This is a genomic window from Microbacterium sp. (genome assembly GCF_043427715.1).
GTDB lineage: Bacteria > Actinomycetota > Actinomycetes > Actinomycetales > Microbacteriaceae > Microbacterium.
Genome location: NZ_JBHWTD010000103.1, coordinates 50466 through 65788 on the forward strand (window position 1 = coordinate 50466; position 15323 = coordinate 65788).

14 protein-coding genes are annotated in these 15323 nt (G+C 68.6%); 6 read left to right on the plus strand and 8 right to left on the minus strand.

The genetic code is table 11. The annotated features are described in order from the left end of the window. Window positions 1-88: 88 nt before the first annotated feature. From ACHFGS_RS10550 to ACHFGS_RS10585, 8 genes are all read right to left on the minus strand, one after another. Window positions 89-1204 (minus strand): adenosine deaminase, encoded by a 1116-nt coding sequence (locus ACHFGS_RS10550; RefSeq protein WP_394278904.1) that lies wholly within the window; start codon window positions 1202-1204, stop codon window positions 89-91. A 23-nt stretch (window positions 1205-1227) separates the two neighbouring features. Continuing rightward, window positions 1228-2520 carry a thymidine phosphorylase gene (locus tag ACHFGS_RS10555; protein WP_394278903.1) on the minus strand — a complete coding sequence of 431 codons (1293 nt, stop codon included), beginning with the start codon at window positions 2518-2520 and terminating at the stop codon, window positions 1228-1230. Then, on the minus strand, window positions 2517-2915 hold the full coding sequence (locus ACHFGS_RS10560) for a cytidine deaminase (protein ID WP_394278902.1): 399 nt from the start codon (window positions 2913-2915) through the stop codon (window positions 2517-2519). The genes ACHFGS_RS10555 and ACHFGS_RS10560 overlap by 4 nt, the downstream gene beginning before the upstream one ends. 10 nt (window positions 2916-2925) lie before the next feature. Next, window positions 2926-4206, minus strand: a complete 1281-nt coding sequence (locus ACHFGS_RS10565) for an ABC transporter permease (RefSeq protein WP_394278901.1) — start codon at window positions 4204-4206, stop codon at window positions 2926-2928. Then, window positions 4203-5480 carry an ABC transporter permease gene (locus tag ACHFGS_RS10570; protein WP_394278900.1) on the minus strand — a complete coding sequence of 426 codons (1278 nt, stop codon included), beginning with the start codon at window positions 5478-5480 and terminating at the stop codon, window positions 4203-4205. Before ACHFGS_RS10570 ends, ACHFGS_RS10565 begins: the two co-directional genes overlap by 4 nt. Continuing rightward, window positions 5477-6994, minus strand: coding sequence for an ABC transporter ATP-binding protein (locus tag ACHFGS_RS10575; protein WP_394278899.1), 1518 nt, complete (start codon window positions 6992-6994; stop codon window positions 5477-5479). The genes ACHFGS_RS10570 and ACHFGS_RS10575 overlap by 4 nt, the downstream gene beginning before the upstream one ends. Window positions 6995-7098: 104 nt before the next feature. After that, the gene (locus tag ACHFGS_RS10580; protein WP_394279925.1) at window positions 7099-8193 is read right to left on the minus strand and encodes a BMP family protein; all 1095 of its coding nucleotides are present in this window, start codon (window positions 8191-8193) and stop codon (window positions 7099-7101) included. Window positions 8194-8356: 163 nt separating this feature from the next. Further along, the gene (locus tag ACHFGS_RS10585) at window positions 8357-9472 is read right to left on the minus strand and encodes a mannose-1-phosphate guanylyltransferase (protein ID WP_394289452.1); all 1116 of its coding nucleotides are present in this window, start codon (window positions 9470-9472) and stop codon (window positions 8357-8359) included. Between the two features lie 233 nt (window positions 9473-9705). On the opposite strand from ACHFGS_RS10585, the gene sdhC reads away from it, so the two are divergent. Genes sdhC through ACHFGS_RS10615 form a run of 6 tightly spaced genes read left to right on the plus strand, consistent with a single transcriptional unit; the run spans window position 9706 to window position 15283 of the window. After that, on the plus strand, window positions 9706-10140 hold the full coding sequence (gene sdhC, locus ACHFGS_RS10590) for a succinate dehydrogenase, cytochrome b556 subunit (RefSeq protein WP_394279923.1): 435 nt from the start codon (window positions 9706-9708) through the stop codon (window positions 10138-10140). Beyond that, window positions 10140-10598 carry a succinate dehydrogenase hydrophobic membrane anchor subunit gene (locus tag ACHFGS_RS10595; protein ID WP_394279922.1) on the plus strand — a complete coding sequence of 153 codons (459 nt, stop codon included), beginning with the start codon at window positions 10140-10142 and terminating at the stop codon, window positions 10596-10598. The genes sdhC and ACHFGS_RS10595 overlap by 1 nt, the downstream gene beginning before the upstream one ends. Before the next feature lie 49 nt (window positions 10599-10647). Then, window positions 10648-12474, plus strand: a complete 1827-nt coding sequence (gene sdhA, locus ACHFGS_RS10600) for a succinate dehydrogenase flavoprotein subunit (RefSeq protein ID WP_394289453.1) — start codon at window positions 10648-10650, stop codon at window positions 12472-12474. Continuing rightward, window positions 12474-13244 (plus strand): succinate dehydrogenase iron-sulfur subunit, encoded by a 771-nt coding sequence (locus tag ACHFGS_RS10605; RefSeq protein WP_394279920.1) that lies wholly within the window; start codon window positions 12474-12476, stop codon window positions 13242-13244. The genes sdhA and ACHFGS_RS10605 overlap by 1 nt, the downstream gene beginning before the upstream one ends. Before the next feature lie 21 nt (window positions 13245-13265). After that, the gene (locus tag ACHFGS_RS10610) at window positions 13266-14420 is read left to right on the plus strand and encodes a YihY/virulence factor BrkB family protein (protein WP_394279919.1); all 1155 of its coding nucleotides are present in this window, start codon (window positions 13266-13268) and stop codon (window positions 14418-14420) included. 20 nt (window positions 14421-14440) lie between these two features. Beyond that, entirely contained in the window at window positions 14441-15283 is an 843-nt protein-coding gene (locus ACHFGS_RS10615; RefSeq protein ID WP_394279918.1) for an exodeoxyribonuclease III, read from the plus strand. The last annotated feature ends 40 nt before the right edge of the window (window positions 15284-15323 follow it).

The window sequence follows — 15323 nt, forward strand, 5'->3', positions numbered from 1 at the left end:
AGAGGGCCGGAACGCGTCCAGGGCACGCAAACGGCCGGGCGCGGCCTCACCGCTCGCGGACGGCCGGCGCGGGCCGCCCGCGGCGAGCTCAGCGGGAGAAGCCCTCGGCGATGAGCTCGATGAGCTCCTCACGCTCCTCGACGGTCAAGAACGCGGCCGCGGCGGCGTTGAGCTGGAACGCCTCGAGGTCGTCGAGGGTGTACTCGAACGTGTCGGCCAGGAGACTCAGTTCGCGGGTCAGCGAGGTGCGGCTCATCGTGCGGTTGTCGACGTTCACCGTCACCGCGAAACCGAGCTGGTACAGCAGGTCGAACGGGTGATCGACGAGCTGGGTGCCCCACTTGGCGATAGCTCCGGTCTGCAGGTTCGAGGACGGCGACAGCTCCAACGGGATCTCGCGGTCCCGCACCCAGCGGGCCAGGGCGCCGAACCGCACCTGCACCTCGTCGCCCTTCTCCTCGACGACGTCGAGGTCCTCGGCGATGCGCACACCGTGCCCGAGCCGCAGCGCGCGACCGTCGATGAGCGCCGAACGGATCGAGTCGAGTCCGGCCGCCTCGCCGGCGTGCGCCGTGACGGGGAAGAACTCGGATGCCAGATAGTCGAACGCCTCACGGTGCTTCGAGGCCGGGAACCCGTCCTCTGCACCCGCGATGTCGAAGCCCACGGCGCCGCGCCCGCGGTGCGCGATCGCGAGCTTCGCGATCTCCAGGGACCGGTCGGCGTGGCGCATGGCGGTGATCAGCTGACCGACGCGGATGTCGTGACCGGATGCCTCGGCGGCGTCCTCGCCCTCTTCGATCCCCTCCTGCACGGCTTCGACCGCCTCGTCGAGGCTGAGCCCGCCCGCGAGGTGCTGCTCGGGAGCCCACCGCACCTCGCCGTAGATGACGCCGTCGGCGGCGAGGTCCTCGACGAACTCCTTCGCGACGCGGCGCAGTCCGTCACGGGTCTGCATCACGGCGGTGGTGAGGTCGAAGGTCTTCAGGTACTCGACGAGGGAGCCGGAGTCGGCCTGATCCTCGAACCAGTCCGCGAGGTCGTCTGCGGCATCGGTGGGAACCTCGACGCCCGCCTCGTCGGCGAGCTCGATGATCGTCTGAGGCCGCAGCGCACCGTCGAGGTGGTCGTGCAGCGACACCTTCGGAAGCGAACGGATCGAGACGCCCTGCAGCTTCGCGTCGCCGTGCTGGTCGATGGCCATGAGGGTCTCCTCGTTGTGGGGGGTCAAGCGGTGATGCGTTCGAGGACGAGCGGGCGGGATGCCGGTGCGTCCGCGCCGATCTCCCATGCGCCGTCCAGCGCCTCGGCGGCGCGGTCGAACCGCTTGTCATCGTCGGCCAGCAGGGTGAACAGGGGCTGTCCGGCGGTCACCGTGTCGCCCGGCTTCACGTGCAGGTCGATGCCGGCGGCGTGGATGACGGGGTCTTGCGCGCGCGCACGACCGGCGCCGAGACGCCACGCGGCGATGCCGAAGGGCAGCGCTTCCATCCGCGTGAGGATACCCGAGGTCGGCGCGGTGACCGTGTGGGTCTCGCGGGGGGTGGGCAGGGGCGCGTCGGGGTCGCCGTCCTGGGCGGCGATCATGGCACGCCACGCGTCCATCGCTCGGCCGTCCTTGAGGGCCGCTTCGACGTCGGCATCCGGCTGTCCCGCGAGGGCGAGCATCTCTCGCGCGAGCGCGACGGTCAGCTCGACGACGTCGGCGGGGCCGCCTCCGGCGAGCACTTCGACCGATTCGCGGACCTCGTTGGCGTTGCCGATCGCAAGGCCCAGCGGCGTGTTCATGTCGGTGAGCAGCGCGGTCGTGGCGACACCGGAGTCGGTGCCGAGCGCGACCATCGTGCGAGCGAGCTCGCGAGCCTTGTCGACGTCGCGCATGAAGGCGCCGGAGCCGAACTTCACGTCGAGCACGAGCGAGTCGGTGCCCTCGGCGATTTTCTTCGACATGATGCTCGACGCGATCAGCGGGATCGCCTCGACGGTTCCGGTGACGTCGCGCAGTGCGTAGAGCCGCTTGTCGGCGGGGGCGAGCCCCGACCCTGCGGCGCAGATGACGGCGCCGACGCCGCGCATCTGCTCGACCATCTCCTCGTTGGACAGGGCCGCGCGCCAGCCGGGGATGGCTTCGAGCTTGTCGAGCGTGCCTCCGGTGTGTCCGAGGCCACGGCCGGAGAGCTGCGGCACGGCGACGCCGAACGAGGCGACCAGTGGCGCCAGCGGGAGGGTGATCTTGTCGCCGACGCCACCGGTGGAGTGCTTGTCGACGGTGGGCTTGCCGAGTCCCGCGAAGCTCATCCGCTCGCCGGAGGCGATCATCGCATCGGTCATGACGCGGATCTCGTCACGGCTCATGCCGTTCAGGAGCACCGCCATCGCGAACGCGGCCATCTGCGAGTCCGCGACGTACTCACGCGTGTAGGCATCGATCATCCAGCGGAGGGCGTCTTCGGGGACCGCGCCACCGTCGCGCTTGGTGCGGATGACGTCGACCGCGTCGAACGGCTCCACACCGCTCATCGAGCCGCCTCCAGGTCGCGGGGACCGAACGCGTCGGGGAGGACCTCGTCGATGGAGCGGATGCCGGAGACGGTCTCCAGCAGCATCCCGGGAAGGGCGAATTCGTAGAGCAGCTGGCGGCAGCGACCGCACGGCATGATCGTCTCGCCGTCGTTGTTGACGCACACGAAGGCGACGAGCTCGCCGCCGCCGGTCATCTGCAGGTTGCCGACGAGCCCGCACTCGGCGCACAGCCCGACGCCGTACGAGGCGTTCTCGACGTTGCAGCCGGTGACGATGCGTCCGTCGCTGACGAGGGCGGCGGCGCCCACCCGGTAGCGGGAGTACGGGGCGTATGCCTTCTCCATGGCGTCGACGGCGGCGGCACGCAGCTCGTCCCAATCGATGTCTGTCACGGGAGGACTCCTAGCTCTTGACGTAGGGGACGCCGGACGCGGCGGGCGGACGCGACCGCCCGACGACACCGGCGACGGCGAAGATGGTGACGAGGTAGGGCAACATCAGCATGAACTGGCTGGGCACCGGCGAGCCGATCACCGACAGGATGCCCTGCAGGTTGGTCGCGAACCCGAACAGCAGCGCCGCGAGGGTCGCCCGCAGCGGGTCCCACTTTCCGAAGATGACGGCGGCGAGGGCGATGAAGCCCGCCCCGGCGGTCATCTCGCGGTTGAAGGCCGGCACCGAGACGAGCGTGTAGAACGCGCCGCCCATACCGGCGACCGCGCCCGCGAGCATCATGTTGACGTACCGGGTGCGCGCGACTTTGATGCCGACGGTGTCGGCGGCCTGCGGGTGCTCACCCACGGCGCGCAGGCGCAGACCCCAGCGGGTGCGGTACATGCCGTACCAGACCAGGAACACGGCGAGGAACATCACGTAGACGATGACGCTCTGGCGGAACAGCACCGGTCCGATGATCGGGATCTCGCTCAGCAGCGGGATCGAGACCGTGCGGAACAGCTCAGGACTGTTGAGGGTGTCCGAGTTCGGGACGAGCACCTGCCGGTAGAGGAAGGTGGTCAGGCCGATGACGAGGACGTTGAGCACGACACCGACGATCACCTGGTTGACGTAGTACGTGATCGCGAAGACGCTCAGCACGAGTCCGACCAGCACGCCCGCGACCATCGCCGCGACCAGGCCCGCCCAGGGCGATCCGGTGAGCGAGGAGGCGACCGCGGCGCTGAAGGCACCGGCGAGCAGCTGTCCCTCGATGGCGATGTTGACGACACCGACCCGCTCCCCGATGACGCCGCCGAGGGCGCCGAACACGAGGGGCGTGGCGAGGGCGATGGACCCCGCGAGGAGGCTGACCACCGGAAGCGTCGCTCCGGCCGAAGCCCAGGCGAGGAATCCGATCACGAGGACGACGCCGAAGACGGCCGTCAGCCACAGCGGCGTGCGTCGTCCGCGCGTCGTGAAGAACGCGGCGGCGACGGTGACGAGCGCCATGACGACGACGGCGAACCAGGCGGTGCCATCGGCCGGGAGGACCAGGTCGGCGAGCTGGATGGCGTCGCCGCCGGCGGCGAGGCGGAAGGCGCTCTCGCCACGGCGGGGCGCCAGCAGCGGCAGGAGGGCGAACAGCACCGTGAAGACGGCGAACACGATGGTCGTCTTCCAGGAGACGACGGTGACGGTGCGCTGGCCGTCGGAGACGACGGCGGTTGCGGGGGTCGTGGTCACGCCGCCACCTCCTTCTTCGAGGAGCGCTGCTTTCGGCGCGCCGGGCGATCCTTCTGCGGGAGGCGGAAGATTGCGCGCACCAGCGGCGGCGCGGCGATGAACAGCACGATGAGCGACTGCACGACGAGGACGATCTCGACGGGGATCTGCTCGGATGCCGACATCGCGAAGCCACCGGCCTTGAAGGCGCCGAAGAGGATGCCGGCGGCGAGGATGCCGAGCGGCGACGAGCGTCCGAGGAGGGCGACGGTGATGGCGTCGAAGCCGATGCCGGCGTCGATGTCCTGACCGAAGCCGGTCGTCACGGTGCCGAGCATCTGGCTGACGCCGGCGAGGCCGACGAGGGCGCCCGCGATGATCATCGCCCACAGGTACATCCGGCCGACGTTGATGCCGGCCGTCTTCGCCGCGGCGGGGTTCTCACCGACGGCCTTGAAGCGGAAGCCGAGGCTGGAGCGCTGCAGGAGCCACCACACGAACCCGACGGCGAGGAGGGCCAGGATGAAGCCGGCGTGCAGCTTGTACTGCGGGCCGAGGATCTGCGGCAGGATCGCCGACTCGGGCATCGCGGCGGTCTTGGGGTTGCTGGAGCCCGGCGCCTGCAGGATGCCCTGCGTCGCCAGCATCCAGGCGATCAGATAGACGCCGACGTTGTTGAGCATGATCGTCACGATGACCTCGTGCGCGCCGGTGCGCGCCTTGAGGAATCCGGCGATACCGGCCCACAGGCCACCGGCGACCATGCCCGCGAGGATCGCGAGCAGCATGTGCAGCGGCCACGGGGCGTTGACCGAGGTCGCCAGCCAGCCGGCGGCCGCGGCGGCCATGAGCATCTGACCCTGGCCACCGATGTTGAACATACCCGCACGGAAGGCGAGCCCCACGCCGAGACCGGCGAGGATCAGCGGTGTCGCGAACTTCAGCGTTTCGGTCAGCGGACGGATGCCGGTGGCGAAATCGGCCGCGTTGACGTTGTAGATCGCGCCGCGGAACAGGGCGCCATAGGCGCCGCCGATCGCCTCGCCGAGCGCGACGATGGTGTCCATCGGTCGAGCGAAGAAATACCCCGCCGCAGCCTGGACGCCTTCGTCGGTGAAGGCGATCATGATCGAGCCGGCGATGACGGCGAGCAGCACGGCGAACACCGAGATGATCGCGTTGCCGGTGACGACGTTCCGCCACGCGCTCTGCCAGCGGTTGGTGCCCGTCGGCGCGTTGGGGTGCTCGAGACGGTCGGGCTGGGGAAGCTGCGTCTCGGGGCTCGCGGCGCTCATGCCGTTGCTCCTTCCGTGGCCGAGAGGCCTGCCATCATGAGGCCGAGTCGGTCACGCGGGGTGTCACCGGGGACGATGCCGACGACCTTTCCGCGGTACATCACCATGATCCGGTCGGCGAGGGCGGTGACCTCGTCGAGTTCCGTGGAGATGACGATGACCGGAACGCCGGCGTCGCGGGTCTCGATGACCCGCTTGTGGATGAATTCGATCGAGCCCACGTCGACGCCGCGGGTCGGCTGCGCAGCGACGAACAGACGCAGATCGCGGCTCAGCTCACGAGCGAGCACCACCTTCTGCTGGTTGCCGCCTGACAGCCGTCCGACCGGCTGCGCCGGTCCCTGCGTACGGATGTCGAACTCGGTGATCTTCTCGCGCGCGAACGTATCGAGGTCGCGGAGCTGGAGCGTGCCCGCCCTGACGAAGGGCGCACCGTTGGATCGGTCGAGCATGAGGTTCTCGGCGATCGAGAACTCCCCCACGAGACCGTCGACCTTGCGATCTTCGGGCACGAACCCGACCCCGGCGTCGAGGATACCGCGCACCGACTTGCCGATGAGCTCCTCGCCGTCCAGGCTGACGGAGCCGCTGACACGGTCCTGGAGACCGACGATGGCCTCGGTCAGCTCGGTCTGCCCGTTGCCCTGGACGCCGGCGATCGCGAGCACCTCACCGCGGCGCACCTCGAAGGACACATCGTCCACGAGGACGAGGCCGGCGGGGTCGGTGACGGTGAGACCCGTCACACTGAGCGCGACGTCGCCGAGCTTCGGCGCGTCCTTGTGGACGGTCAGCTCGACGGCGCGGCCGACCATGAGGGAGGCGAGCTGCTCGTTCGTGTCGGTGGGCTCGGCTTCGCCGACCACCTTGCCGAGACGGATGACCGTGATGCGGTCGGCGACGGCGCGGACCTCGCGGAGCTTGTGGGTGATGAAGACGATGCCCTTGCCCTCGGCCTTGAGCTGGCGCATCGTGCCCATCAGCTCGTCGGTCTCCTGGGGCGTCAGCACGGCGGTGGGCTCATCGAAGACGAGGTAGCGCGCGTCGCGGGAGAGCGCCTTGATGATCTCGACCCGCTGCTGGACGCCGACGGGGAGGTCTTCGACGACCGCATCCGGGTCGACGTCGAAACCGAACCGCTCGGAGATCTCGCGCACCTTCGCGCGAGCCGCACCGAGATCGAGCCGGCCGCCGAAGGAGGTGGACTCGTGGCCGAGCATGACGTTCTCGGCGACCGTGAAGACGGGGATGAGCATGAAGTGCTGGTGCACCATGCCGATGCCGGCGGCCATGGCGTCGCCGGGGCCCGCGAAGGCCTGCGCCTCGCCGTCGAGGAGGATCTGGCCTTCATCGGCCTGGTAGAGGCCGTACAGGACGTTCATCAGCGTCGATTTGCCGGCGCCGTTCTCGCCCAGGAGTGAGTGGATCTCCCCGGGCCGGATTGTGAGGTTGATGTGGTCGTTTGCGACCAGCGCGCCGAACCTCTTCGTGATGTCGCGCAGCTCGAGGGTCATGTTCCGATCCTAATGAGGGCGTGGATGCTGCGGCAGGTGCGCGCCGCAGAGCGCAGAGAGAGGGAGGCCGGCGTGACGCCGACCTCCCTCTGTCGTGGCGGGTGTCAGCCGAGGTAGCTGGTGACCTCGACCTCGCCGGCGATGATCGAGGCCTTCAGGGCTTCGACCTCCTCTGCGAGGGCGGGGTCGACCTTGTCCGCGAAGTTGTGGAAGTCGGCGATGCCGACGCCCTCGTTCTCGAGCGTGCCGACGTAAGCCTCGGGGTCGAATGCACCCTCAGCGGAGGTCAGGACGGCCTGCTGGACGGACAGGTCCATCGACTTCAGGATCGATGTGAGGACGACCTCCTGGGTGGAGGGGTCGGTCTCGTAGAGGTCGGCGTCGACACCGATCAGGGCGATGTCGCGGCCGGACTCGTCGATCGCCTGGAGCGCCGACTGGTAGATCGGGCCACCGACGGGCAGGAGGACGTCGACACCCTGGTCGATGATGTTGACGGCGACCGTCTTGGCCTCCTGGTTGGCCTCGAAGCCACCGGTGAAGGAACCGGTCTTGCCGTTCCAGCCGACGACCTCGACGGACGCGTCGTTGACCTTGTTGTAGTGGTCGACGCCCTGCTTGAAGCCGTCCATGAAGATCGTGACCGTCGGGAACTCCATGCCACCGAAGGTGCCGACCTTGCCGGCCTCCGAGTAGCCGGCCGACAGGTAGCCGGCGAGGAACGCGGCCTCAGCCGTGTTGTAGAGGAGCGGCTTGATGTTGTCCGCGTCCTTGGTGCCGTCGAAGTCGTTGTCGGCGGCGTCGTCGACCAGGATGAAGTCGATGTCGGGGTTGGCCGTGGCGGCCTCGACCGTGGCTGCCGAAAGGGCGAAGCCGACCGAGACGATGGCGTTGCAGCCCTCGCCGACCAGGCTCTCGATGTTCGGGGCGAAGTCCGTCTCGCTGTCGGACTGCACCTCCTTGGGCTCCACGCCGACCTCGTCGGCGGCGGCGGCGACGCCTTCGTAGGAGAGCTGGTTGAACGACTTGTCGTCGAAACCACCGGCGTCGGAGACGATGCAGGGCAGGAAGTCGGGAGCCTCAGGCGCTGCCGAGCCCTCGGGGGCGGCCTCGGGAGCCGTGCCGCAGGCGGCGAGCGTGAGGAGGAGCGCAGCGGCGCCCGCGGCGCCGGAGAGCTTCTTGGTGGTCGAGATGGTCAATGCAGCCTCCACATTGATGAACCCCACGGATCTCGCGGGGGCATTGTGAAAAGTTACCTACTGTTTCACGTTTCGCACATGCCGAGAGCGCCCCACAGAGGCAAAGGTTACAAAGCCGCAATCTATCCGACACGCCGTGGCGGCGATCGGTCTCCCGATCGGGTCAGAGGACGTCGCCGCGACCGGTGACCTTCAAGGCATCCACCACGCTCTTCACGCGCTGGGCGTGCTCGGCGGTGGTGACCAGAAGCGCGTCGTCGGTGTCGACCACGACGATGTCCTTGACCCCGATGATGCTGATCACGCGGCTGGTCTGCGACACGACGATCCCGCTCGCGGCGTCGGAGAGGACGCGAGCGTTCTCCCCCAGGATGGCGAGGTCGTTGCCGCGCGCGCTGGAGTTGAGTTTGGCGAGGCTCGCGAAGTCGCCCACGTCGTCCCAGTCGAAGTGGCCGGGGACGACGGCGAGCTTGCCTTTCTCCGCGGCAGGCTCGGCGACGACGTAGTCGATCGCGATCTTCTCGAGCTTGGGCCAGATGCGGTCGACGGCGGGGCCGCGGCGTTCGCGGTCGTCCCACGCCTCGGCGAGTTCGAGGAGGCCTGCGTGCAAGGCGGGGTTGTTCGCCTCGATCTCGGCCAGCAGCACATCCGCGCGGGCGATGAACATGCCCGCATTCCAGAGGTACGAACGATCGGTCAGGTACTGCTTGGCCGTTTCGAGGTCGGGCTTCTCCACGAACCGCTCCACGAGGGACGCATCGCGGGCGCCGTCGACGACGAGTTCATCGCCACGCTTGATGTAGCCGAACCCGACAGCCGGCTCGGTGGGCGCGATGCCGATGGTGACGATGTACCCCTCGCGGGCGACCTCCACGGCATCCCGCACGGCGAACTCGAACACGCGGGTCCCGCGGATGACGTGGTCGGCCGCGAACGAGCCGATGATGACGTCGGGATGCCGCCGGTGCAGGATCGCCGCCGCGAGACCGATCGCGGCGGCGGAGTCGCGGGGCTCGGACTCGAGGATGACGTTCATGTCGGCGATGCCGGGAAGCTGGTCCTCGACGGCCGCGCGGTGCGCGCGGCCGGTGACGACGGCGATGCGCTCGGGGCCCGAGAGCGGCTCGAGACGATTCCAGGTCTCGCGCAGCAGGGAGTGCCCGGCACCGGTCAGGTCGTGCAGGAATTTCGGCGCGTCCGCGCGCGACAGCGGCCACAGGCGGGAACCGACGCCTCCGGCGGGGATGACGGCGTAGAAATCGGGGATGTGCTCGACCATGCTCCGAACCTAACCGACCAGCGCTGGTCCCCTATGAACGACGACCGCGGGCGCCCGCTCCGCAAAGTGTCTCGACATCGAGAGAACTTAGGCCACCCTTCCTCGCCCGCCCCTCGAATCTGTCCGTAGGATGGAAGCCACGCCCGTGTGCGAGGACCGGTGACGTGCGCAGCGATGTGAACGGCCCGAGTCCCGCTCCGTAGGCGCCCCATCTCACCCAAGGGAGGACGACCGTGTCTGCACCAGCACGCGTCACACCGTCGGTAGCTGAGACCACGTCCAAGACCCCGCGCGGAACGCTGTACCGCGGCAACGAGGGCATGTGGTCGTGGGTGCTGCACCGTATCACCGGCGTCGCCATCTTCTTCTTCCTGCTCGTGCACGTGCTCGACACCGCGTTGATCCGCGTCGCGCCCGACGCGTACGACGCCGTCATCGGCACGTACAAGAACCCGATCATGGGTGTCGGTGAGGTCGCCCTCGTCGGCGCGATCGTCTACCACGCCTTCAACGGCCTGCGCATCATCGCGGTCGACCTGTGGCCGTGGGCGACCCGCCACCAGCGCCAGCTCTGGTGGGGTGTGCTCGCTGTCTGGGCGGTCACCCTCATCGGCTTCTCGGCCCGACACCTGCCCAACGTCTTCTCGCACATGGGAGGTGGCAACTGATGAGCGCCGACACCCTCGCCGCACCGCGGAGCCCGCAGAGCTCGGTCCGCTCGTCGGGCCCGAACCTGGAGAAGTGGGGCTGGATCTTCATGCGCGTCTCGGGCGTGCTGCTGATCGTCCTGATCTTCGGTCACCTCTTCGCCAACCTCATGGTGGGCGACGGCATCTCCGGTCTCGACTTCGCGTTCGTCGCCGGCAAGCTCGCCAACCCCCTGTGGCAGTGGTGGGACGTCGCCATGCTCTGGCTGGCATTCATCCACGGCACCAACGGCATGCGCACGATCGTCAACGACTACGTCACGAGTCCCAAGGTCCGCAAGGTCCTGATCGTCACCCTGTGGGCGGTCGCCGCACTGATGATCATCCTCGGCACGCTGGTCGTCTTCACCTTCGACCCCTGCATCCCCAACCTCAGCGACGCCAGCATCCTCTCCGAGGCCTGCAAGGCACAGGGCTGAGCCGGTCACGCCCCGGCACGCACACGGACAGAACAGAGGCAATACTCACGTGAGCACGCAGACTGCGGACACCGTCGTCAAGGACGGCGTCCATTACCACCAGTTCGACATCGTCATCGTCGGCGCCGGCGGCGCGGGCATGCGCGCGGCGATCGAGGCCGGCCCCGGCGCGAAGACGGCCGTCATCACCAAGCTCTACCCCACCCGCAGCCACACCGGTGCGGCACAGGGCGGCATGGCGGCGGCGCTCGCCAACGTCGAAGAGGACTCCTGGGAGTGGCACACTTTCGACACCGTCAAGGGCGGCGACTACCTCGTCGACCAGGACGCGGCGGAGATCCTCGCGAAGGAAGCCATCGACGCGGTCATCGACCTCGAGAACATGGGCCTCCCCTTCAACCGCACCCCGGACGGCAAGATCGACCAGCGTCGCTTCGGCGGCCACACGGCCGACCACGGCAAGAGCCCGGTGCGCCGCGCCTGCTACGCCGCAGACCGCACCGGCCACATGATCCTGCAGACGCTGTTCCAGAACTGCGTCAAGCTCGGCATCAACTTCTTCAACGAGTTCTACGCGCTCGACCTCATCACGGTGAAAGACGACGAGGGCAAGACTCAGGTCGCCGGTGTCGTCGCCTACGAACTGGCCACGGGTGACCTGCACGTCTTCCACTCGAAGGCCGTGATCTTCGCGACCGGCGGGTTCGGCAAGATCTTCAAGACCACCTCGAACGCGCACACCCTCACGGGCGACGGCGTTGGCATCGTCTGGCGCAAGGGCCTCCCGCTGGAGGACATCGAGTTCTTCCAGTTCCACCCGACGGGCCTCGCCGGCCTCGGCATCCTCCTCACCGAAGGTGCCCGCGGTGAGGGCGCGATCCTGCGCAACGCGTCGGGTGAGCGCTTCATGGAGCGCTACGCCCCCACCATCAAGGACCTCGCCCCCCGCGACATCGTCGCCCGCTGCATGGTCAAGGAGGTGCTCGAGGGACGCGGCGCCGGCCCGAACAAGGACTACGTGTACCTCGACTGCACCCACCTCGGTGCGGAAGTCCTCGAGACGAAGCTCCCCGACATCACCGAGTTCGCGCGCACCTACCTGGGCGTCGACCCGGTCGTCGAGCCGGTGCCGGTCATGCCGACCGCCCACTATGCGATGGGCGGCATCCCGACCAACAACGACGGCGAGGTCCTCGCCGACAACACGACCGTCGTCCCCGGCCTCTACGCCGCGGGCGAGTGCGCATGCGTGTCGGTGCACGGCGCGAACCGCCTCGGCACCAACTCGCTCCTGGACATCAACGTCTTCGGCAAGCGCTCGGGCCGGAACGCCGTCAAGTACGTGCAGACGGCCGACTTCGTGCCCCTCCCCGAGGACCCCGCCAAGGAGGTCCGCGAGATGATCGAGGGCCTTCGCAGCAACGCCGGAACCGAGCGCGTCGCGACCCTGCGCAAGAAGCTGCAGGACGAGATGGACGCGAACGCCCAGGTGTTCCGCACCGAGGAGACCCTGACCAACGTCATGGGCACGATCAACGACCTGCGCGAGCGGTACAAGAACGTGCACGTCGACGACAAGGGCAAGCGGTACAACACCGACCTGCTCGAGGCTGTCGAGCTGGGCTTCCTCCTCGACATCGCCGAGATCGTCGCCTACGCGGCGCGCAACCGCCGCGAGAGCCGCGGTGGGCACATGCGCGAGGACTACCCCGACCGCGACGACGAGAAGTACATGCAGCACACGATGGCGTACCTCACCGGCGACCCGCACTCCGCCAACCCCGAGGACCACATCCGCCTGGACTGGAAGCCCGTCGTCTTCACGAAGAACGAGAAGGGCGAGTTCAACTACCCGCCGTTGGAGAGGAAGTACTGATGACTCTCGTCGACACCGCCGACGCGCCCGCTGCTCCGTCGGAGTCTGAGGAATCCGGCATCCAGTCGTACCTGGTCACCTTCATCATCCGCCGGTTCGACCCCGAGGTCGACGCCGAGCCGCGATGGGTGGACTACGACGTCGAGATGTACCCCACCGATCGCGTGCTGGACGCCCTGCACCGCATCAAGTGGGACGTCGACGGCTCGCTCAGCTTCCGCCGCTCATGCGCGCACGGGATCTGCGGATCGGATGCCATGCGCATCAACGGCCGCAACCGTCTCGCCTGCAAGACGCTGATCAAGGACCTCGACATCTCGAAGCCGATCTACGTCGAGGCGATCAAGGGTCTGCCGCTGGAGAAGGACCTCATCGTCGACATGGACCCGTTCTTCGCGTCCTTCCGCGACGTGCAGCCCTTCCTGCAGTCCAACAGCAAGCCCGAGGCGGGCAAGGAGCGCATCCAGTCGATCTCCGACCGGGCGGTCTACGACGACACCACCAAGTGCATCCTCTGCGCCGCGTGCACGTCGTCCTGCCCCGTGTTCTGGACCGACGGACAGTACTTCGGCCCCGCGGCGATCGTCAACGCGCACCGCTTCATCTTCGACTCGCGTGACGACGCGGGCGACGTGCGCCTCGACATCCTCAACGACAAGGAGGGGGTCTGGCGCTGCCGCACGACCTTCAACTGCACCGAGGCCTGCCCCCGCGGCATCGAGATCACCAAGGCGATCGCCGAGGTCAAGCAGGCGGTCCTGCGCGGCTGACCCGACCGATAGCCTCGAGGCGTGACCTCGGACGAGACGCCTCCCCTGCGCGAGCGGTGGGAGGCGTCTCGTCTTCGCGGCGCGCTCGACGAGCCGATCGAGCGCGCGACCGTCGTGACGCGGCGGACGCTCGCCGCCTTCCCGGTCCGGGTGTGGCGGCACTTCCTCCGCAACAACGGGTTCCTGCTCTCGGCGAGCATCAGCTACCAGTCTCTGTTCGCCATCTTCGCGACCATCTACACCGCGTTCGCCGTGATCGGCATCTGGCTGGGCGGATCGGATGCCGCGACCAGCTGGCTCATCGCGGTGGTGAACTCCTACATCCCGGACCTGATCTCCATCGGCGGCCCCGTCCAGCCCGATGACGTGGCCGAGGTGGTGCGAACGAGCGGCGGGGTTCTCGCCGTGACCGGTGCGGTCGCCCTCGCCGTGGCCGTCTGGACGGCAATCGGCTTCGTGACGTTCACCCGGCGTGCGGTGCGGGACATCTTCGGGCTGCCCTTCGACACACGCAACTATCTGAAGCTCAAGCTCGGCGACCTCGTCGCCGCGCTCCTGTTCGGGATCGCGCTCGTCATCGGAGCGGGATTCGGTCTGGTCGCGGGCGGTATCGTCGCCCAGATCTTCGACTGGTTCTCGATCCCCTACGAGGCCCGTGCGATCGACGTGCTCAGCCGCGTGGGATCCGTCGTGGTCGGCTTCGCGGTGAACTCCGCCGCCCTCATGGCGCTGATCCGCTTCCTCACCGGCACCTCGCTCCCGGCCCGAGCGATCGCCCCCGGGGCGATGTTCGGCGGCGGCGCGCTCAGCCTCCTGCAGTTGGGGGCGGGATTCCTCGCCGTCTACTCCCCCACCAACCCGCTGCTGGCGACCTTTTCGGTCCTCATCGGGTTCCTCCTGTGGCTGCGACTGGCGGGGATCGTCGTCCTCGTGGCGGCCTCCTGGGTGACGGTCTCGGCCGGCGATGCGGGTCTCCCCCTCGTCGTCCCCACCGAGGCGGAGCGGCGCGCAGCGGAGAAGCGCGCGCTCCGGATCGTCGCCGAGGCGAGGGTGCGCGACGCGGCATCCGCTCTCGAGGATGCGACCTGGTGGCAGCGGCCCGGCGCGCGCCGGAACCTCCGCGAGGCCCGCGAGCTGCTCGCGCGGGTCTCGGGCGACGCCGCGGAAGGTCGGTGACCCGACCTAGGCTGGAAGGCGTGCCCCGCCGTCTCCGCATCGCCTCCGTGAACGTCAACGGCATCCGTGCCGCCGCCCGGAAGGGGATGCATGGCTGGCTCGAGAACGCCGACGTCGACGTGCTCACCCTGCAGGAGGTGCGGGCCGAGGCCGCCGATCTCGCCGCCGCCCTTCCCGGCTGGCACATCGTGAACGACGAAGCGCTCGCCAAGGGGCGCGCCGGCGTCGCGATCGCCGCCCGCGAGCCGCTGGACGTGTGGCGCATCGAGTTCGGCGACGACACGCTCGACAGCAAGGGCCGCTGGGTCGAAGCCGATATCGACGTGGACGGCGAACACCTTACGGTCGTCAGCGCGTACGTGTTCACCGGCGAGGACGGCACCGAGAAGCAGGTCGCCAAGTACGCGTTCCTCGATGCGATGGAGCAGCGGATGCCGCAGCTCGCCGCCGGGCACGCCGTGATCACCGGTGACCTGAACGTGGGGCACCGCGAGTTCGACATCCGCAACTGGAAGGGCAACGTGAAGAAGGCCGGCTTCCTCCCCCGGGAGCGCGCGTACTTCGACCGCTTCACGGGGCCCGCCGGCGAGACGGTGACGGCGGTCGACGGATCCACCGGCGTGGGACTCGGCTGGAGTGACGTCGGCCGCACCTTCGCCGGCGAGATCGACGGCCCGTACACGTGGTGGTCGAACCGCGGGAAGGCCTTCGACAACGACACCGGGTGGCGCATCGACTACCACCTCGCCTCCCCGTCCCTGGCCGGTCGGGTGACCGACTACCGCGTCGTGCGCGCGCCGTCGTGGGACACGCGCTGGAGCGATCACGCCCCCGTGATCGCCGACTACACGCTCGGCGCCTGACCCGGGCCGGGGCGGGGCGGCATCCGTTCGCGCCTAGGAT

Excerpts from the sequence above, each read along its gene's own strand:
- ACHFGS_RS10550 (WP_394278904.1), bottom strand. The coding sequence starts at position 1,204 with ATGGCCATCGACCAGCACGGCGACGCGAAGCTGCAGGGCGTCTCGATC.
- ACHFGS_RS10555 (WP_394278903.1), bottom strand. The coding sequence starts at position 2,520 with ATGAGCGGTGTGGAGCCGTTCGACGCGGTCGACGTCATCCGCACCAAG.
- ACHFGS_RS10570 (WP_394278900.1), bottom strand. The coding sequence starts at position 5,480 with ATGAGCGCCGCGAGCCCCGAGACGCAGCTTCCCCAGCCCGACCGTCTC.
- ACHFGS_RS10575 (WP_394278899.1), bottom strand. The coding sequence starts at position 6,994 with ATGACCCTCGAGCTGCGCGACATCACGAAGAGGTTCGGCGCGCTGGTC.
- ACHFGS_RS10585 (WP_394289452.1), bottom strand. The coding sequence starts at position 9,472 with ATGGTCGAGCACATCCCCGATTTCTACGCCGTCATCCCCGCCGGAGGC.
- ACHFGS_RS10595 (WP_394279922.1), top strand. The coding sequence starts at position 10,140 with ATGAGCGCCGACACCCTCGCCGCACCGCGGAGCCCGCAGAGCTCGGTC.
- ACHFGS_RS10605 (WP_394279920.1), top strand. The coding sequence starts at position 12,474 with ATGACTCTCGTCGACACCGCCGACGCGCCCGCTGCTCCGTCGGAGTCT.